An 18,086-nucleotide genomic window follows, 5' to 3' on the forward strand; every position below is an offset into this window, starting at 1 on the left:
GACATGCAATTAAATGTAAATGACGCTCAAGCGATCGAAGTTTCCGAACTGACATTTGGCGGCGAATTCAACGAGACGCTGGTTCACCAAGCAGTCGTGGCCTACATGGCCGGCGGCCGTCAAGGTAGCAAGCAGCAAAAGACCCGTTCCGACGTTCGTGGTGGCGGTAAGCGCCCATGGCGTCAGAAAGGTACTGGCCGTGCTCGTGCCGGTACTATCCGTAGCCCAATCTGGCGTGGCGGCGGTACCACTTTCGCAGCTCGTCCTCAGGATCACACCCAGAAGCTGAACAAGAAGATGTATCGCGCAGCAATGCGTTCCATCCTTGCTGAGCTGGTGCGTACTGATCGTCTGGTTGTGGTTCAGGACTTCGCTGTTGATGCACCGAAGACCAAAGATCTGCTGAACAAACTGACTGGCATGGGCCTGACTGACGTCTTGATCGTGTCTGAAGTAGTTGATCAGAACCTGTACCTGGCTGCTCGCAACCTGCCACACGTTGATGTACGTGACGTGCAAGGTTCCGATCCAGTTAGTCTGATCGCATACGACAAGGTGTTGATCACCGTGTCGGCCGTGAAGAAATTCGAGGAGCTGCTGGGATGAACCAGGAACGCGTATTTAAAGTTCTGCTTGGCCCGCACGTTTCCGAGAAGGCTACGGTTCTGGCTGACAAGAAAGGCCAGTTCGTTTTCAAGGTTGCAACTGACGCAACCAAGCTGGAAATCAAGAAGGCCGTCGAAAGCCTGTTCAGCGTGAAAGTAGAGCGTGTTACTACCCTGAATGTTCTGGGTAAGAGCAAGCGCACTGCTCGCGGTCTGGGCAAGCGTAATGACTGGAAGAAGGCAGTTATCTCCCTTCAGCCAGGCCAAGATCTCGATTTCAGCAGCAGTGCTGAGTAAGGAAGGGGTGCATCATGGCAATCGTTAAATGCAAACCGACTTCCCCTGGCCGCCGTTTTGTGGTCAAGGTGGTCAACCAGGAGCTGCATAAAGGCGCTCCTCACGCACCGCTGCTCGAGAAAAAATCGAAGACTGGTGGTCGTAACAACAATGGTCGTATTACCACTCGTCACATCGGTGGTGGCCATAAGCAGCATTATCGTCTGGTCGATTTCCGTCGTAACGACAAAGATGGCATCTCTGCCACTGTCGAGCGTATTGAATACGATCCAAACCGTACTGCTCACATCGCTCTGCTGCTGTACGCAGATGGCGAGCGTCGCTACATCATCGCCCCTAAAGGCGTGAGTGCTGGCGACCAGCTGATCGCAGGTGCTCTGGCACCGATCAAGCCGGGCAACGCTCTGCAACTGCGTAACATTCCAGTTGGTAGCACCGTACACGGCATCGAATTGAAGCCAGGTAAAGGCGCGCAAATCGCTCGTTCCGCTGGTGCTTCGGCTCAGCTGGTCGCTCGTGAAGGTGTCTACGTGACCCTGCGTCTGCGTTCTGGTGAGATGCGTAAAGTGCTGGCTGAATGCCGCGCGACCCTGGGTGAAGTCTCGAACTCCGAGCACAGCCTGCGTTCGCTGGGTAAAGCTGGTGCCAAACGCTGGCGTGGCGTTCGCCCAACCGTTCGTGGTGTTGCCATGAACCCGGTTGACCACCCACATGGTGGTGGTGAAGGTCGTACCTCTGGTGGTCGTCATCCGGTATCGCCATGGGGCTTCCCGACTAAGGGCGCGAAGACTCGTGGTAATAAGCGTACCGACAAAATGATCGTCCGTCGTCGCAAGTAAATAGAGGGATACGACAGTGCCACGTTCTCTGAAAAAAGGTCCTTTTATTGATCTTCACCTACTGAAGAAGATCGAAGTGGCGGCGGAAAAGAACGATCGCAAACCAGTTAAAACCTGGTCGCGCCGTTCCATGATCCTGCCACAGATGGTCGGTTTGACCATTGCAGTGCATAACGGTCGTCAACATGTTCCAGTTCTCGTGAACGAAGACATGGTCGGCCACAAACTGGGCGAGTTTGCCGGTACCCGCACATATCGTGGGCACGTGGCAGACAAGAAAGCCAAGCGTTAAGGGGTAAGGAACGATGGAAGTAGCCGCTAAGTTGTCGGGCGCTCGAATCTCCGCCCAGAAAGCCCGCTTGGTCGCCGACCAGATCCGCGGGAAGAAGGTGGGCGAAGCGCTCAACCTGTTGGCTTTCAGCAGTAAGAAAGCCGCCGAGATCATTAAGAAAGTGCTGGAGTCGGCCGTAGCCAACGCCGAGCATAACGAAGGCGCAGACGTTGATGACCTTAAAGTCAGCACCGTTTTCGTCAACGAAGGGCGTTCGCTGAAGCGAATCATGCCACGTGCCAAAGGCCGTGCTGATCGCATCGTCAAGCGGTCTTGCCATATCACTGTCAAGGTTGCTGACAAGTAACGGAGTCGAAGAGATGGGTCAGAAAGTACATCCCATTGGCATTCGCCTGGGAATCGTCAAGGAGCACACCTCCGTCTGGTACGCAGACGGTCGGACTTATGCGGACTATTTGTTCGCTGATCTGAAGGTGCGCGAGTATCTCCAAGACAAACTAAAAAGCGCGTCCGTAAGCCGTATCGATATCCATCGTCCGGCTCAGACTGCACGTATCACCATCCACACCGCTCGTCCAGGTATCGTTATCGGGAAGAAAGGTGAAGATGTTGAGAAACTGCGTCAGGACCTGACCAAGCAAATGGGTGTGCCTGTGCACATCAATATCGAAGAGATCCGTAAGCCGGAACTCGACGGTATGCTGGTTGCGCAGAGCGTAGCTCAGCAGCTGGAGCGTCGCGTAATGTTCCGTCGCGCTATGAAGCGCGCTGTTCAGAACGCCATGCGCATTGGTGCCAAAGGCATCAAAATCCAAGTGAGCGGTCGTCTCGGCGGTGCTGAAATCGCACGTACTGAATGGTATCGCGAAGGTCGTGTGCCACTGCACACCCTGCGTGCCGACATCGACTATGCCAACTACGAAGCTCACACCACTTATGGTGTGATCGGTGTAAAGGTTTGGATCTTCAAAGGCGAAGTAATTGGTGGTCGCCAAGAAGAACTGAAACCACAAGCACCAGCGCCTCGTAAAAAAGCTGCTAAGTAAGGGGTACGCCAAATGTTGCAACCAAAGCGTACGAAGTTCCGCAAGCAGATGACTGGCCACAACCGTGGCTTGGCTCAGCGCGGTAGCAAAGTCAGCTTCGGCGAATATGCGCTGAAGTCTGTAGCTCGTGGTCGTCTCACCGCTCGTCAGATCGAGTCAGCGCGTCGTGCACTGACCCGTCACGTTAAACGTGGCGGCAAGATCTGGATCCGTGTATTCCCGGACAAGCCTGTAACCAAAAAGCCACTCGAAGTTCGGATGGGTAAAGGTAAGGGTAACGTCGAATACTGGGTTGCCCAGATTCAGCCAGGCAAAGTCCTGTATGAAATCGAGGGTGTTTCTGAAGAGCTGGCGCGTGAGGCTTTCGCCCTGGCTGCTGCAAAGCTGCCGCTCGCCACCTCCTTTGTTAAACGGACGGTGATGTGATGAAAGCGAATGAACTTCGTGAAAAATCCGCACAGCAGCTGAACGAGCAACTGCTCGGCCTGCTGCGCGACCAGTTCAATCTGCGTATGCAGAAAGCAACTGGCCAGTTGGGGCAGTCTCATCTGCTCTCGCAAGTTAAACGTGACATCGCTCGCGTGAAGACTGTGCTTAACCAGCAGGCAGGTAAGTAATCATGGCTGAAGCCGAAAAAACTGTCCGTACGCTGACTGGCCGTGTTGTCAGCGACAAGATGGACAAAACCATCACCGTTCTGATCGAGCGTCGCGTTAAGCACCCGATCTACGGTAAATACGTTAAGCGTTCGACTAAGCTGCACGCGCACGACGAAACCAATCAGTGCCACATCGGCGACAAAGTCACTATTCGTGAAACTCGTCCTTTGGCCAAGACCAAGTCTTGGGCGCTGGTTGATGTTCTCGAACGCGCTGTGGAAGTCTAAGGACTAGGGGTCGGAGAAATTATATGATTCAGACTCAATCCATGCTCGATGTGGCCGATAACAGCGGCGCTCGCCGTGTTATGTGCATCAAGGTGCTGGGTGGCTCCCATCGTCGTTACGCTGGTATCGGTGACATCATCAAAGTTACCGTGAAGGAAGCAATTCCTCGCGGTAAAGTGAAAAAAGGCCAAGTGATGACTGCTGTTGTAGTCCGCACTCGCCACGGCGTTCGCCGTGCTGATGGCTCCATTATCCGCTTTGATGGCAACGCTGCTGTTCTTCTGAACAACAAGCAAGAGCCGATCGGCACCCGTATCTTTGGGCCAGTGACCCGTGAACTTCGTACTGAGAAGTTCATGAAGATCGTCTCGCTCGCCCCAGAAGTGCTGTAAGGAGATCCGACATGCAAAAGATTCGTCGTGACGACGAGATCATCGTGATCGCCGGCAAAGACAAAGGTAAGCGCGGTAAGGTGCTTAAGGTTCTCGCTGACGACCGTCTGGTTGTTGGTGGTCTGAACCTGGTTAAGCGTCATACCAAGCCAAACCCTGCGTCGGGCGTACAAGGCGGTATCGTCGAAAAAGAAGCGCCACTGCACGCTTCCAACGTTGCCATTTTCAACGGCGAAACCAACAAGGCTGATCGCGTTGGTTTCAAAGTAGAAGACGGCAAGAAAATTCGTGTCTTCAAGTCGACCCAAAAAGCGGTTGATGCTTGAACACTGCTAGGTAGAAGACCATGGCACGACTAAAAGAGATTTACTGGAAGGAAATCGCACCGAAACTTAAGGAAGAACTTAAGCTTTCGAACGTGATGGAAGTTCCACGCGTCACCAAAATCACCCTGAACATGGGTCTGGGCGAAGCAGTCGGCGACAAAAAAGTCATCGAGCACGCTGTTGCTGACCTGGAAAAGATCACCGGCCAGAAAGTCGTTGTGACCTACGCTCGGAAATCCATCGCTGGCTTTAAAGTCCGTGAAGGTTGGCCGATCGGCGTCAAAGTGACCCTGCGCCGTGAGCGTATGTACGAATTCCTGGATCGTCTGCTGTCGATCTCCCTGCCTCGGGTCCGCGACTTTCGCGGCCTGAATGCCAAGTCCTTCGATGGTCGTGGTAACTACAGCATGGGCGTTAAAGAGCAGATCATCTTCCCGGAAATCGACTACGACAAGATCGATGCTCTCCGCGGTCTGGACATTACCCTGACCACCACTGCCAAGAACGATGATGAAGGTCGCGCGCTGCTGCGTGCTTTCAAATTCCCGTTCCGCAACTGATTGGAGTAGGAAAATGGCCAAGATGAGCATGAAAAACCGCGAGCTGAAGCGTCAGCTCACGGTTGCCAAGTACGCCAAAAAGCGTGCAGCACTGAAAGCTATCATCGTTGATCTGAACGCAAGTCCAGAAGCGCGTTGGGAAGCTACAGTAGCTCTGCAGAAGCAGCCACGTGACGCAAGCGCTTCGCGCATGCGTAACCGCTGCCGCCTGACCGGTCGTCCACACGGCGTTTACCGCAAGTTCGGCCTCGGCCGTAACAAACTGCGTGAAGCTGCAATGCGTGGTGACGTACCTGGTCTGGTAAAAGCCAGCTGGTAAGCACTATCAAAGTCTCGGTGGTCCGAATCGCAAGATCCTGACCATCGGTGACCTTGAACTTGAATCAAGCCCCTATTGGGGCTTGATTCATTTGTGGGGTGTGTCTAGAATACCCGGCTCGCCTGAGCCCGTGCTTTTTTCGCACGGATGCACTCGGCGACAAGTAGTAGCCGCAAGGCTAATTTTTTTGTATTAGGAGCGTCTAGCCCATGAGTATGCAGGACCCGTTAGCGGACATGCTAACTCGAATCCGTAATGCCCAGATGGCTGAAAAGTCCGTCGTAAGCATGCCATCTTCTACGTTGAAGGTAGCTGTTGCCAAAGTCCTGAAGGACGAAGGTTACATTGCGGGTTATCAGATCAGCAGCGAAATCAAACCACTGCTGTCCATCGAGCTGAAGTACTTCGAAGGCCGTCCGGTCATCGAAGAAGTGAAGCGCGTTAGCCGTCCAGGCCTGCGTCAGTACAAGTCCGTCGATGATCTGCCAAAAGTTCGTGGCGGTCTCGGTGTGTCTATCGTCTCCACCAACAAAGGTGTGATGACGGATCGTGCTGCGCGCGCTGCCGGTGTCGGCGGCGAAGTTCTTTGCACTGTGTTCTAAGGGGGGATAAGCATGTCACGCGTCGCTAAGAACCCCGTTAAGCTGCCAGCCGGTGTCGAAGTAAAATTCGCAGGCCAACAGCTTTCGGTGAAGGGTGCCAAGGGCACTCTCGAACTGAACATCCATTCGTCCGTTGAGATTGTTGAAGAAGCTGGTGAGCTGCGTTTCGCTGCTCGCAATGGCGATCAACAAACTCGCGCAATGGCTGGTACCACTCGTGCGTTGGTAAACAACATGGTCCAAGGCGTAAGCCAAGGCTTCGAGCGCAAGCTCCAGCTGGTCGGTGTTGGTTACAAAGCGCAAGCAAAAGGCACAGTGCTGAACCTGGCTCTTGGCTTCTCGCACCCAGTGGATTATGAACTGCCGGAAGGCATCACCGCTGAGACTCCTAGCCAGACCGATATCCTGATCAAGGGCATCGATAAGCAGCTGGTAGGTCAAGTGGCCGCCGAGATCCGCGACTTCCGTCCACCAGAGCCGTACAAAGGCAAAGGTGTGCGCTACGCGGACGAAGTCGTCCGTCGTAAAGAAGCCAAGAAGAAGTAGGGCATAGCAAATGACCGACAAAAAAGTTACTCGACTGCGTCGCGCTCGCAAAGCACGCCTGAAAATGCACGAACTCGAAGTCGTGCGTCTCTGCGTGTTCCGCTCGTCGCAGCACATCTACGCCCAGGTCATTTCGGCCGACGGCAACAAAGTCTTGGCAAGTGCCTCGACTTTGGATAAAGAACTGCGTGATGGCGCCACTGGCAACATCGACGCGGCCACTAAGGTTGGCCAGCTGGTCGCTACGCGTGCAAAAGCCGCTGGCGTCTCGCAGGTGGCTTTCGACCGCTCTGGCTTCAAGTACCACGGTCGCGTCAAGGCGCTGGCTGATGCTGCTCGTGAAGCTGGGCTGGAGTTCTAAGTTATGTCAAATAACGACCAAAAGCGCGACGAAGGCTACATTGAGAAGCTGGTTCAAGTTAACCGCGTAGCCAAAACCGTTAAAGGCGGCCGTATCTTCACTTTCACCGCGTTGACCGTGGTTGGTGATGGTAAAGGGCGTGTTGGCTTCGGCCGTGGCAAGTCGCGTGAAGTGCCTGCTGCGATCCAGAAGGCAATGGAAGCTGCTCGCCGCAACATGATCCAAGTTGATCTGAACGGCACCACGCTGCAGTACGCAATGAAGTCCGCCCATGGCGCTTCGAAGGTGTACATGCAGCCTGCTTCTGAAGGTACCGGTATCATCGCTGGCGGCGCTATGCGTGCTGTCCTCGAAGTTGCTGGCGTTCAGAACGTTCTGGCCAAGTGCTACGGCTCGACTAACCCGGTAAACGTGGTTCACGCCACTTTCAAAGGTTTGAAAGCTATGCAGTCTCCTGAATCTATTGCCGCCAAGCGTGGCAAAAGCGTCAAGGAGATCTTCTGATCATGGCTACCGTTAAAGTTACGCTGATCAAAAGCATGACCGGCCGCATCCCTAACCACAAACTGTGTGTTAAGGGTCTGGGTCTGCGTCGCATCGGTCACACTGTAGAAGTACTTGATACTCCCGAGAATCGCGGGATGATCAACAAGGCTTACTACATGCTGCGTGTCGAGGGTTAATCGATGAAACTCAATGATCTGAGTCCAGCGCCGGGTTCCCGTCGCGAAAAGCATCGTCCGGGCCGTGGTATCGGTAGTGGTTTGGGCAAGACCGGTGGCCGTGGCCACAAAGGTCAGTCCTCCCGCTCCGGTGGCACCATTGCTCCAGGCTTTGAAGGCGGTCAACAGCCGTTGCATCGTCGTCTGCCGAAGTTCGGCTTCGTTTCCCTGAAGGCCATGGACCGCGCAGAAGTGCGTCTGTCCGAGCTGGCTAAAGTGGAAGGCGACGTCGTCACCGTGCAGTCCCTGAAAGATGCCAACGTGATCAACGTCAACGTGCAGCGTGTGAAAATCATGCTGTCCGGCGAAGTTACTCGCGCTGTTACCATCGGAAAGGGAATCGGCGCCACCAAAGGTGCGCGTGCGGCTATCGAAGCAGCTGGCGGCAAGTTCGAGGAATAAATGGCTAAGCAAGGTGCTCTCTCTGCGCTCGGCAAAGGCGGTATGTCTGAACTCTGGGCTCGTCTGCGTTTTCTGTTCCTGGCGATTATCGTCTACCGAATAGGCGCACACATCCCGGTTCCAGGTATCAACCCGGACCGACTCGCGGACCTGTTTCGACAGAATGAGGGGACCATTCTTAGCTTGTTCAACATGTTTTCCGGCGGCGCGCTGGAGCGGATGAGCATCTTTGCACTGGGGATCATGCCGTACATTTCGGCATCGATCATCATGCAGCTGATGACCGCCGTGAGCCCGCAGCTGGAGCAGTTGAAGAAGGAAGGTGAAGCTGGGCGTCGCAAGATTGCCCAGTACACCCGCTACGGCACTGTCGTTCTCGCTCTCGTTCAGGCAATTGGCATGTCCATTGGTCTGGCAGGGCAGGGCGTTTCGTTCACTGGTGACTTTGGCTTCCATTTCGTCGCGGTATCCACTTTTGTGGCTGGTGCGATGTTCATGATGTGGCTGGGTGAGCAGATTACTGAACGTGGTGTTGGCAACGGTATCTCGATGTTGATTTTCGCAGGTATCGTCGCCGGTCTTCCGAGGGCGATTGGGCAGTCTTTCGAGTCTGCGCGTCAGGGTGATATCAATATTTTCGCCTTGGTTGCCATCGGTTTGTTGGCAGTAGCGATTATCGGTTTCGTGGTGTTCATTGAGCGTGGTCAGCGTCGTATTGCTGTTCATTACGCCAAGCGTCAGCAGGGCCGCAAGGTCTTCGCTGCGCAGACCAGCCACTTGCCGTTGAAAGTGAACATGGCTGGTGTTATTCCAGCTATTTTCGCGAGCAGCATTTTGCTGTTCCCGGCTTCGTTGGGGACCTGGTTTGGTCAGTCTGAAGGTATGGGCTGGCTGCAGGACATCTCGCAGTCGATCGCTCCTGGTCAGCCGTTGAATATTCTGCTGTTTAGTGCAGGGATTATTTTCTTCTGCTTCTTCTATACGGCGTTGATGTTCAATCCGAAAGACGTAGCGGAAAACCTGAAGAAGTCCGGTGCCTTTATTCCGGGTATCCGTCCAGGTGAGCAGTCTGCGCGCTATATTGATGGCGTGCTGACTCGTTTGACCTTGTTCGGTGCTCTATATATGACGGCCGTGTGCCTGTTGCCCCAGTTCCTGGTGGTTGCAGCAAACGTTCCGTTCTACCTTGGCGGGACCTCGTTGCTGATCGTCGTCGTGGTTGTGATGGACTTCATGTCCCAAGTACAATCGCACCTCGTTTCGCACCAGTACGAATCCCTGATGAAGAAAGCCAACCTGAAGGGTTACGGCAGCGGCATGTTGCGCTGAGTACCCATAAGGTTCGAGGAGTTGGTGATGAAAGTTCGTGCATCGGTGAAAAAGCTGTGCCGTAACTGCAAGATTATTCGCCGCGAAGGTGTTGTTCGAGTAATTTGCAGCGCGGAACCGCGTCACAAACAGCGCCAAGGCTGAGTGTGATTGTGCTTCAAGCCCGGCAGCTAGTGCGCTGCCGGGTTGATTATTTGTTATTACAGCGATATTATCTCGCGCCCTATTTCTTGGCTTCCGGGGCGTAGGTAGCTGTCAATTGGAGTCCCACTGAATGGCCCGTATTGCAGGCGTTAACATTCCAGATAACAAGCATACTGTTATCTCGCTGACCTACATCTATGGTGTTGGTCGCACTACTGCACAGAAGATTTGTGCGGTGACTGGGGTAAACCCAGCGGCAAAGATCAAAGATCTGAGCGACGAGCAGATTGAACAGCTGCGTGGCGAAGTGGCGAAGTTCACCACTGAAGGTGACCTGCGTCGCGAAATCAACATGAAAATCAAGCGGTTGATGGACCTCGGTTGCTATCGCGGTCTGCGTCATCGTCGTGGTCTTCCAGTGCGCGGTCAGCGTACCAAGACCAACGCGCGTACCCGTAAAGGTCCGCGTAAGCCGATCCGCAAGTAATCGCCCCAGCGAATCGACAGGAAACTAATCATGGCTAAACCTGCTGCTCGTCCTCGTAAAAAAGTTAAAAAGACAGTGGTTGATGGCATCGCCCACATCCATGCTTCTTTTAACAACACAATCGTGACCATCACCGACCGTCAAGGCAACGCTCTTTCCTGGGCTACCTCCGGTGGTTCGGGTTTCCGCGGTTCCCGCAAGTCCACCCCGTTTGCTGCTCAAGTAGCTGCTGAACGTGCTGGTCAAGCTGCGCTGGAATACGGTCTGAAAAACCTCGACGTTAACGTCAAAGGTCCAGGCCCAGGTCGTGAATCTGCAGTCCGCGCTTTGAACGGCTGTGGCTACAAGATCGCCAGCATCACCGACGTGACGCCAATCCCGCACAACGGGTGCCGTCCGCCGAAGAAGCGCCGCGTGTAATCCAGGAGATTGTAAAGAATGGCTCGTTACATTGGTCCAAAATGCAAACTCGCTCGTCGCGAAGGCACCGATCTCTTTCTGAAGAGCGGCGTGCGCGCGATCGAATCGAAGTGCAACATTGAAGCAGCACCTGGTATCCACGGCCAACGCCGCGGTCGCCAGTCCGATTACGGCACCCAACTGCGTGAAAAGCAGAAGGTCCGTCGTATCTACGGCGTTCTCGAGCGTCAATTCAGCGGCTACTACAAAGAAGCTGCTGGCAAGAAAGGCGCAACTGGCGAAAACCTGTTGCAACTGCTCGAATGCCGTCTGGACAACGTTGTATACCGTATGGGTTTTGGCTCTACTCGTGCCGAATCCCGTCAGCTGGTATCGCACAAATCCGTAAGCGTTAACGGTCAGACCGTAAACGTGCCGTCGTACCAGGTTCGTGCTGGTGACGTGGTCGCGATTCGCGAGAAAGCAAAGAACCAACTTCGCATTGTCCAAGCTCTCGATCTGTGTGCCCAACGTGGCCGCGTAGAATGGGTAGAAGTAGACACTGAGAAGAAGTCGGGCGTTTTCAAGAACGTTCCAGCTCGCAGTGATCTGTCCGCCGACATCAACGAAAGCCTGATTGTCGAGCTCTACTCCAAGTAAGGGCTAGAAAATAGGTGCATCCATGCAGATTTCGGTAAATGAGTTCCTGACACCCCGCCATATTGATGTGCAGGTTGTCAGTCCAACCCGCGCCAAGATCACTCTCGAGCCTCTCGAGCGTGGTTTTGGCCACACCCTGGGCAACGCGCTGCGCCGCATCCTGTTGTCCTCAATGCCCGGCTGTGCAGTAGTCGAGGCCGAGATTGACGGTGTACTCCATGAGTACAGCGCCATCGAAGGCGTACAGGAAGACGTAATTGAAATCCTGTTGAACCTTAAAGGTCTGGCTATCAAGCTGCACGGTCGTGACGAAGTTACGCTGACCTTGTCGAAGAAGGGTTCGGGGGTGGTTACCGCTGCCGATATTCAGCTGGATCATGATGTCGAGATCGTTAACCCCGATCACGTAATCGCTAACCTGGCGTCTAACGGCGCCCTGAACATGAAGCTCACCGTAGCTCGTGGTCGTGGTTATGAACCGGCGGACTCGCGTCAGAGCGATGAAGACGAAAGCCGCAGCATCGGTCGCTTGCAGCTTGACTCTTCGTTCAGTCCGGTTCGCCGTATCGCATACGTGGTGGAAAACGCCCGTGTCGAGCAGCGTACTAACCTGGACAAGCTGGTTATTGATCTGGAAACCAACGGTACCCTGGATCCTGAAGAGGCTATTCGCCGCGCTGCAACCATTCTGCAACAGCAGTTGGCTGCGTTCGTCGACCTCAAAGGTGACAGTGAGCCAGTGGTTGTTGAGCAGGAAGACGAGATCGATCCGATCCTGCTTCGCCCGGTTGACGATCTGGAACTGACTGTACGTTCGGCTAACTGCCTTAAGGCGGAAAACATCTACTACATCGGCGACCTGATTCAGCGTACCGAAGTAGAGCTGTTGAAGACTCCGAACCTTGGCAAGAAATCCTTGACTGAAATCAAGGACGTTCTGGCCTCCCGCGGTCTGTCCCTCGGCATGCGCCTCGACAACTGGCCGCCTGCAAGTCTTAAGAAGGACGACAAGGCGACTGCCTGATCGTCGTAATCACCGAACGTTGTGTTTGGTAAGGAATGAACCATGCGTCATCGTAAAAGTGGTCGTCACCTGAGCCGCACTAGCTCGCACCGCAAGGCCATGTTTCAAAACATGGCAGTGTCGCTGTTCGAGCACGAGCTGATCAAAACTACACTGCCGAAAGCTAAAGAACTGCGTCGCGTTGCTGAGCCGCTGATCACTTTGGCCAAGACAGACAGCCTGGCTAACCGCCGTCTGGTTTTCGACCGTACTCGTTCGAAAGCTATCGTTGGTAAGCTCTTCAACGACCTGGGCAAGCGTTACGCTACCCGTGAGGGTGGCTACCTGCGCATCCTCAAGTGCGGCTTCCGCACTGGCGACAACGCGCCTATGGCGTACGTCGAGTTGGTTGATCGTCCTGCCGGTGGTGAAGCTGTATCCGCTGAGTAAGACGTCAGTCTGAAACGAAGAACCGGGCCTAGTGCCCGGTTTTTTGTGCCTGTAAGAAACGCGCTGTTTATACAAGCTTCACTGCGGTTCATGTCGTCATTATGTGAGCGGGATTGTTGGTAGTATTTTTCTATTGGTGTCTGCAAGTTAATGAATTTGTAGGTGTGCTGATCGATGGTCAATACTCCCTCCCAAGCCGATTAGCCGGCAGTTCCAAAACTGACAGAGGAAGAAGATCGCATGAGCCAAAACAAAACGCTTACGACCGCCAGTGGCGCTCCTGTCGCCGACAACCAGAATTCCCGCTCCGCGGGCCCTCGTGGCCCGCTGCTGCTCGACGATTTTCACCTGATCGAGAAACTTGCCCACTTCAACCGTGAAAACATCCCTGAGCGTCGTGTACACGCCAAAGGCTCGGGTGCTTACGGTACCTTCACCGTGACGCGTGACATCACTGAGTACACCAGCGCCAAGCTGTTTGAATCTATCGGCAAGCAAACTCCAACCTTCCTGCGGTTTTCCACCGTGGGTGGCGAGCGCGGTTCTGCTGATACCGAGCGTGATCCTCGCGGTTTCGCCCTGAAGTTCTACACCGAAGAAGGTAATTGGGACATCGTCGGCAACAACACGCCGGTATTTTTCATCCGCGATCCTTTGAAATTCCCGGACTTTATTCACACCCAAAAACGTCTGCCGCAAAGCAACCTGAAAAGCGCACAAATGATGTGGGACTTCTGGTCGCATTCGCCTGAGGCGCTGCACCAGATCACCATTCTGTTCTCGGATCGCGGCATTCCTGATGGCTACCGTCACATGCACGGCTTCGGCAGCCACACTTACAGCCTGATCAACGCCAATGGCGAGCGTCACTGGGTGAAGTGGCACTACAAGACCAAGCAAGGGATCAAAAACCTGGCACCGGCAGAAGCGGCACGCCTGGCCGGTACCGATCCGGATTATGCACAGCGTGATCTGTTCGGCGCGATCGAGCGCGGTGATTTCCCGAAATGGCGCGTGTGCATCCAGATCATGACCGAGGCTCTGGCCGCGGCGCACTACGAGAACCCGTTTGACGTGACCAAGACCTGGTCACAGAAAGAGTTTCCGCTGATCGAAGTGGGCGAGTTGGAGCTTAATCGCAACCCGCAGAATTACTTTGCTGAAGTCGAGCAAGCGGCGTTCGGTCCGAGCAACATGGTCCCGGGTGTCGGTTTGTCGCCTGACCGCATGCTGCAGGGTCGAGTGTTCGCTTACGCCGATGCTCACCGCTACCGTATTGGCACCAACCACCAGCAATTGCCGGTGAACGCACCTCGCAGCCTGGTGAACAGCTATCAGCGCGATGGTGCGATGGCGTTTGGCAGCAATGGCGGTGCGACACCTAACTATGAGCCGAACAGCTACGTTGAGTCGCCGAAACAAGCGCCTCGCTATGCAGAGCCAGCGTTGGCCTTGAGCGGCGCGGCTGATCGTTACGATCATCGCGAAGATACCGACTATTTCAGCCACGCCGGTGCGCTGTTCCGTCTGATGAGTGATGAGCAGAAAGCCCTGCTGGTCAACAACATTGTAGGCGCCATGGCCGGGGTTTCCGGCGACGTGATTGATCGTCAATTACAGCATTTCTTCAGGGCCGACCCGGCGTATGGAGAAGCAATTGCGACGGCGTTGGGTGTACAGCTTAACGAAGTCTAAACGAGAAGCAGAACCGCCCTCATTTGGGCGGTTTTTGCGTTATTTAAACCGTTTTTCTCAGAATATCTTCGGTTTTATCGCGCAGGCAGAGTGACCAAACAGTCTGCTTGGTTCAAACTACAGACTTTCAAGCAGGGAGATGTAGGGCGATGCAAGGCCACCCAGACGTAATCGATTACCTCAACACGTTGCTGACCGGCGAGCTGGCGGCGCGTGATCAATATTTCATCCATTCGCGGATGTACGAGGACTGGGGTTTCACCGAGCTCTACGAACGTATCAACCACGAGATGGAAGAAGAGGCGCAGCACGCTGACGCCCTGATGCGCCGGATTCTCATGCTCGAAGGCACTCCGCGCATGCGTCCGGACGACCTGGATGTCGGCACCACAGTGCCTGACATGCTTGCCGCTGACCTGCGTCTGGAATACAAAGTTCGCGCCGCACTCTGCAAGGGCATCGAGCTCTGCGAGCTTCACAAAGATTACGTCAGCCGCGAGATGCTGCGTATTCAGCTAAACGACACTGAAGAAGATCACACCTACTGGCTTGAGAAGCAGCTGGGTCTGATCAAGTTGATCGGTCTGGAGAATTACCTGCAATCGCAGTTCTGATTCCGCCGAACTGTAGGAGCACAGCTTGCTGGTGATGGCATCCTTAAGATCGCCATCGCCAGCAAGCTGTACTCCTACAGGTTCAACACAAAAAAGCCCCTGTCACCGATGAAGTGACAGGGGCTTTTTCGTGGGCCTGATTCAGACTTTGTCGCGAGCCAGCAGCGGCTTGAGGTAGAAGCCCGTGTGAGACTGCTTCATCTCCGCCACTTCTTCCGGCGTACCGACAGCAATGATCTGGCCGCCCTTGGAACCGCCTTCCGGCCCGAGATCCACCAACCAGTCGGCCGTCTTGATAACGTCCAGGTTGTGCTCAATCACCACCACGGTGTTGCCGTGATCGCGCAATCGATGCAATACATCGAGCAGTTGCTGAATATCCGCAAAGTGCAAGCCGGTAGTCGGCTCATCGAGGATATACAGCGTCTTGCCGGTATCGCGCTTGGACAGTTCGCGGGACAGCTTCACTCGCTGGGCTTCACCACCCGACAGCGTGGTCGCTGATTGGCCGAGCTTGATGTACGAAAGGCCGACATCCATCAACGTCTGAAGCTTGCGCGCCAGGGCCGGAACCGCGTCGAAGAACACTCGCGCTTCCTCGATCGTCATCTCGAGGGTTTCGTGGATGTTCTTGCCCTTGTACTTGATCTCCAGAGTCTCGCGGTTGTAGCGCTTGCTCTTGCAGACGTCGCACGGGACATAGATGTCCGGCAGGAAGTGCATTTCCACCTTGATCAGGCCATCGCCCTGACAAGCTTCGCAACGTCCGCCCTTCACGTTGAAGGAGAAACGTCCAGGCCCATAACCGCGTGAGCGGGACTCCGGCACACCGGCGAACAGTTCGCGAATCGGTGTGAACAGCCCGGTGTACGTCGCCGGGTTGGAGCGTGGCGTGCGTCCGATCGGGCTCTGGTCGATGTCGACAACCTTATCCAGATGCTCCAGACCTTTAATGCTGTCGTGAGCGGCGGCTTCGAGCGTCGTTGCACCGTTCAATGCCGTAGCACTAAGCGGGAACAGGGTGTTGTTAATCAGCGTCGATTTGCCCGAGCCGGACACGCCGGTGACGCAAGTCAGCAGACCAATTGGAATGTCCAGATCGACATTGCGCAAGTTATTGCCGCGAGCGCCTTTTAGGGACAGCGACAGCTTCTTGTTACGGGGTGTGCGTTTGGCCGGAACGGCAATCTTCACCCGCCCCGACAGATATTTGCCGGTCAACGAATCTGGGTGAGCCATGACCTCGGCGGGCGTACCTTCGGCGACGATATGCCCGCCGTGTACACCTGCGCCCGGTCCGATATCCACCACGTAGTCGGCCAGACGAATTGCATCTTCGTCGTGCTCGACCACGATCACCGTGTTGCCGATGTCACGCAGGTGCTTGAGCGTGCCGAGCAGCCGATCGTTGTCCCGCTGATGCAGACCTATGGACGGCTCGTCGAGGATGTACAGAACCCCAACCAGGCCCGCGCCGATCTGACTGGCTAGACGAATACGCTGAGCCTCTCCACCGGACAAGGTGTCAGCACTGCGATCTAGCGACAGATAATCGAGGCCAACGTTGACCAGGAACTGCAAGCGCTCTCGGATTTCCTTGAGTATCTTGTCGGCAATTTCGCCGCGACGGCCGGTGAGTTTCAGAAGCCCGAAATACTCGCAAGCGTCGCCGATCGGCAGATTGGTCACCGCCGGCAGCGTCTTCTCGCCAACCCACACGTGCCGTGCCTCTCGGCGTAGGCGGGTGCCACGACAATCCGGGCAATGCTGGGTGCTGAGGAACTTGGCCAGCTCTTCGCGCACCGAGGCTGACTCGGTTTCGCGGTAGCGACGTTCCAGGTTCGGCACGATGCCTTCGAACGGGTGCGAGCGTTTGACGATGTCGCCACGGTCGTTCAGGTATTTGAAGTCGACGTTCTGCGAACCGCTGCCGTGCAGGATGTACTTCTGTTGATCGGCTGGCAGTTCGTTGAACGGTACTTCCAGGCTGAATTTGAAGTGGGACGCTAACGACCCGAGCATCTGGAAGTAATAAACGTTGCGCCGGTCCCAGCCGCGAATCGCGCCTTCCGCCAGCGTCAGTTCGCCATTCACCAATCGCTTGATGTCGAAGAATTGCTTAACGCCCAGGCCATCGCAGGTCGGGCAAGCGCCGGCCGGGTTGTTGAAAGAGAACAGCTTGGGTTCCAGCTCGCTGATGGCGTGGCCGCAAATCGGACAGGCGAAACGTGCGGAGAAGATGATCTCTTCGCCGGGCTCGTCGTCCATTGGCGCTACCAAAGCGATGCCGTCCGCCAGCTTCAAGGCGGTCTCGAACGACTCGGCCAGGCGCTGTTGCAGGTCGGCGCGGACCTTGAAGCGGTCGACCACCACATCAATCGAATGCTTCTTCTGTTTATCCAGCTTCGGCAGCTCGTCCAACTCGCAGAGCCTGCCGTTGACCCGGGCCCGCACAAAACCCTGGGCGCGGAGTTCTTCGAAGACCGAGAGGTGCTCGCCTTTACGCTCGCGGATCACCGGCGCTAACAGCATAAGCTTGCTACCCTCCGGTTGAGCCAGGACCAGGTCGACCATCTGGCTGACGGTCTGGGCTTCCAGCGGAATGTCGTGATCCGGGCAGCGCGGAATACCCACGCGAGCGTAAAGCAGGCGCAGGTAGTCGTAGATTTCGGTGATGGTGCCGACCGTCGAACGCGGGTTATGCGAGGTCGACTTCTGTTCGATGGAGATGGCTGGCGACAAACCTTCGATGGTGTCGACGTCAGGTTTTTCCATCATCGACAGGAACTGCCTGGCGTAGGCCGACAGCGATTCGACGTAACGGCGCTGGCCTTCGGCATACAGCGTGTCGAAGGCCAGGGACGATTTGCCGGATCCGGACAGGCCGGTGATGACGATCAGTTTGTCCCGTGGCAGGGTCAGGTCGATGTTCTTCAGGTTGTGGGTTCGGGCCCCACGAATCAGGATCTTGTCCAAAGTGGCCTCGCTCGGCGGGCGTCGAAAACGTAAGAGTATACGGCCAAATACTGGATGGATGCACACTATCAAATGAGCGGGTTGCTGCCTTACATGAAGACTCTGTCAGTAGAGCGCGTCAAAGCGTCGCGATA

29 protein-coding genes are annotated in these 18,086 nt (G+C 55.2%); 28 read left to right on the forward strand and 1 reads right to left on the reverse strand.

Annotated features, from left to right (window positions below):
* Positions 1-3: 3 nt before the first annotated feature.
* The 28 genes from rplD (at position 4) to bfr (ending at position 14,976) form a co-directional block, all read left to right on the forward strand.
* Entirely contained in the window at positions 4-606 is a 603-nt protein-coding gene (rplD, locus tag ACYZT0_RS28775) for a 50S ribosomal protein L4 (RefSeq protein ID WP_007896707.1), read from the forward strand.
* A complete protein-coding gene (rplW, locus tag ACYZT0_RS28780) occupies positions 603-902 on the forward strand; it encodes a 50S ribosomal protein L23 (RefSeq protein WP_002555488.1) in 300 nt (99 codons plus the stop codon). Before rplD ends, rplW begins: the two co-directional genes overlap by 4 nt.
* A 14-nt stretch (positions 903-916) precedes the next feature.
* Positions 917-1,741, forward strand: coding sequence for a 50S ribosomal protein L2 (gene rplB, locus ACYZT0_RS28785; RefSeq protein WP_129440762.1), 825 nt, complete (start codon positions 917-919; stop codon positions 1,739-1,741).
* Between the two features lie 16 nt (positions 1,742-1,757).
* On the forward strand, positions 1,758-2,033 hold the full coding sequence (gene rpsS / locus ACYZT0_RS28790) for a 30S ribosomal protein S19 (protein ID WP_002555486.1): 276 nt from the start codon (positions 1,758-1,760) through the stop codon (positions 2,031-2,033).
* 13 nt (positions 2,034-2,046) lie between these two features.
* Positions 2,047-2,379, forward strand: a complete 333-nt coding sequence (rplV, locus tag ACYZT0_RS28795) for a 50S ribosomal protein L22 (RefSeq protein ID WP_003210077.1) — start codon at positions 2,047-2,049, stop codon at positions 2,377-2,379.
* Between the two features lie 13 nt (positions 2,380-2,392).
* The gene (gene rpsC / locus ACYZT0_RS28800) at positions 2,393-3,079 is read left to right on the forward strand and encodes a 30S ribosomal protein S3 (RefSeq protein WP_003176422.1); all 687 of its coding nucleotides are present in this window, start codon (positions 2,393-2,395) and stop codon (positions 3,077-3,079) included.
* A gap of 12 nt (positions 3,080-3,091) precedes the next feature.
* Positions 3,092-3,505: a 50S ribosomal protein L16 gene (rplP, locus tag ACYZT0_RS28805; RefSeq protein ID WP_282379294.1), complete on the forward strand. Its 414-nt coding sequence runs from the start codon at positions 3,092-3,094 to the stop codon at positions 3,503-3,505.
* Positions 3,505-3,696: a 50S ribosomal protein L29 gene (rpmC, locus tag ACYZT0_RS28810; protein WP_002555481.1), complete on the forward strand. Its 192-nt coding sequence runs from the start codon at positions 3,505-3,507 to the stop codon at positions 3,694-3,696. The genes rplP and rpmC overlap by 1 nt, the downstream gene beginning before the upstream one ends.
* A 2-nt stretch (positions 3,697-3,698) precedes the next feature.
* Positions 3,699-3,965, forward strand: a complete 267-nt coding sequence (rpsQ, locus tag ACYZT0_RS28815) for a 30S ribosomal protein S17 (protein ID WP_003176419.1) — start codon at positions 3,699-3,701, stop codon at positions 3,963-3,965.
* A 23-nt stretch (positions 3,966-3,988) separates the two neighbouring features.
* Positions 3,989-4,357, forward strand: a complete 369-nt coding sequence (gene rplN / locus ACYZT0_RS28820; RefSeq protein ID WP_002555479.1) for a 50S ribosomal protein L14 — start codon at positions 3,989-3,991, stop codon at positions 4,355-4,357.
* Between the two features lie 11 nt (positions 4,358-4,368).
* Entirely contained in the window at positions 4,369-4,683 is a 315-nt protein-coding gene (gene rplX, locus ACYZT0_RS28825; RefSeq protein WP_033059465.1) for a 50S ribosomal protein L24, read from the forward strand.
* A gap of 20 nt (positions 4,684-4,703) precedes the next feature.
* Positions 4,704-5,243, forward strand: coding sequence for a 50S ribosomal protein L5 (gene rplE / locus ACYZT0_RS28830; RefSeq protein WP_003176415.1), 540 nt, complete (start codon positions 4,704-4,706; stop codon positions 5,241-5,243).
* 13 nt (positions 5,244-5,256) lie between these two features.
* The gene (gene rpsN / locus ACYZT0_RS28835) at positions 5,257-5,562 is read left to right on the forward strand and encodes a 30S ribosomal protein S14 (RefSeq protein WP_003176414.1); all 306 of its coding nucleotides are present in this window, start codon (positions 5,257-5,259) and stop codon (positions 5,560-5,562) included.
* A 209-nt stretch (positions 5,563-5,771) separates the two neighbouring features.
* Positions 5,772-6,164: a 30S ribosomal protein S8 gene (rpsH, locus tag ACYZT0_RS28840; RefSeq protein ID WP_003186040.1), complete on the forward strand. Its 393-nt coding sequence runs from the start codon at positions 5,772-5,774 to the stop codon at positions 6,162-6,164.
* Between the two features lie 12 nt (positions 6,165-6,176).
* Entirely contained in the window at positions 6,177-6,710 is a 534-nt protein-coding gene (rplF, locus tag ACYZT0_RS28845; RefSeq protein WP_003176412.1) for a 50S ribosomal protein L6, read from the forward strand.
* A 10-nt stretch (positions 6,711-6,720) separates the two neighbouring features.
* On the forward strand, positions 6,721-7,071 hold the full coding sequence (gene rplR, locus ACYZT0_RS28850; protein ID WP_003186037.1) for a 50S ribosomal protein L18: 351 nt from the start codon (positions 6,721-6,723) through the stop codon (positions 7,069-7,071).
* Between the two features lie 3 nt (positions 7,072-7,074).
* Positions 7,075-7,575 carry a 30S ribosomal protein S5 gene (gene rpsE, locus ACYZT0_RS28855; RefSeq protein WP_003186035.1) on the forward strand — a complete coding sequence of 167 codons (501 nt, stop codon included), beginning with the start codon at positions 7,075-7,077 and terminating at the stop codon, positions 7,573-7,575.
* Positions 7,576-7,577: 2 nt separating this feature from the next.
* A complete protein-coding gene (gene rpmD / locus ACYZT0_RS28860; RefSeq protein WP_003186033.1) occupies positions 7,578-7,754 on the forward strand; it encodes a 50S ribosomal protein L30 in 177 nt (58 codons plus the stop codon).
* 3 nt (positions 7,755-7,757) lie between these two features.
* The gene (rplO, locus tag ACYZT0_RS28865; protein ID WP_462044016.1) at positions 7,758-8,195 is read left to right on the forward strand and encodes a 50S ribosomal protein L15; all 438 of its coding nucleotides are present in this window, start codon (positions 7,758-7,760) and stop codon (positions 8,193-8,195) included.
* The gene (secY, locus tag ACYZT0_RS28870; protein WP_008073883.1) at positions 8,196-9,524 is read left to right on the forward strand and encodes a preprotein translocase subunit SecY; all 1,329 of its coding nucleotides are present in this window, start codon (positions 8,196-8,198) and stop codon (positions 9,522-9,524) included.
* Between the two features lie 27 nt (positions 9,525-9,551).
* A complete protein-coding gene (gene rpmJ, locus ACYZT0_RS28875; protein ID WP_002555468.1) occupies positions 9,552-9,668 on the forward strand; it encodes a 50S ribosomal protein L36 in 117 nt (38 codons plus the stop codon).
* Positions 9,669-9,798: 130 nt separating this feature from the next.
* Positions 9,799-10,155 (forward strand): 30S ribosomal protein S13, encoded by a 357-nt coding sequence (rpsM, locus tag ACYZT0_RS28880; protein WP_003186020.1) that lies wholly within the window; start codon positions 9,799-9,801, stop codon positions 10,153-10,155.
* Between the two features lie 30 nt (positions 10,156-10,185).
* Complete coding sequence (gene rpsK, locus ACYZT0_RS28885; protein WP_002555466.1) at positions 10,186-10,575, forward strand: 30S ribosomal protein S11; 390 nt, start codon at positions 10,186-10,188, stop codon at positions 10,573-10,575.
* Positions 10,576-10,593: 18 nt separating this feature from the next.
* Positions 10,594-11,214 carry a 30S ribosomal protein S4 gene (gene rpsD, locus ACYZT0_RS28890; RefSeq protein ID WP_003210056.1) on the forward strand — a complete coding sequence of 207 codons (621 nt, stop codon included), beginning with the start codon at positions 10,594-10,596 and terminating at the stop codon, positions 11,212-11,214.
* A 22-nt stretch (positions 11,215-11,236) separates the two neighbouring features.
* The gene (locus ACYZT0_RS28895; RefSeq protein WP_003186012.1) at positions 11,237-12,238 is read left to right on the forward strand and encodes a DNA-directed RNA polymerase subunit alpha; all 1,002 of its coding nucleotides are present in this window, start codon (positions 11,237-11,239) and stop codon (positions 12,236-12,238) included.
* Between the two features lie 42 nt (positions 12,239-12,280).
* Positions 12,281-12,667 carry a 50S ribosomal protein L17 gene (rplQ, locus tag ACYZT0_RS28900; RefSeq protein WP_131062043.1) on the forward strand — a complete coding sequence of 129 codons (387 nt, stop codon included), beginning with the start codon at positions 12,281-12,283 and terminating at the stop codon, positions 12,665-12,667.
* A gap of 240 nt (positions 12,668-12,907) precedes the next feature.
* Positions 12,908-14,362, forward strand: coding sequence for a catalase (locus ACYZT0_RS28905; RefSeq protein WP_462044017.1), 1,455 nt, complete (start codon positions 12,908-12,910; stop codon positions 14,360-14,362).
* 149 nt (positions 14,363-14,511) lie between these two features.
* Entirely contained in the window at positions 14,512-14,976 is a 465-nt protein-coding gene (gene bfr / locus ACYZT0_RS28910; protein WP_123365585.1) for a bacterioferritin, read from the forward strand.
* Between the two features lie 141 nt (positions 14,977-15,117).
* Here bfr and uvrA read toward each other — a convergent pair whose 3' ends face one another.
* Positions 15,118-17,952, reverse strand: a complete 2,835-nt coding sequence (gene uvrA / locus ACYZT0_RS28915; RefSeq protein WP_462044018.1) for an excinuclease ABC subunit UvrA — start codon at positions 17,950-17,952, stop codon at positions 15,118-15,120.
* Between the last annotated feature and the right edge of the window lie 134 nt (positions 17,953-18,086).

Source organism: Pseudomonas sp. ZS1P83 (assembly GCF_054897825.1).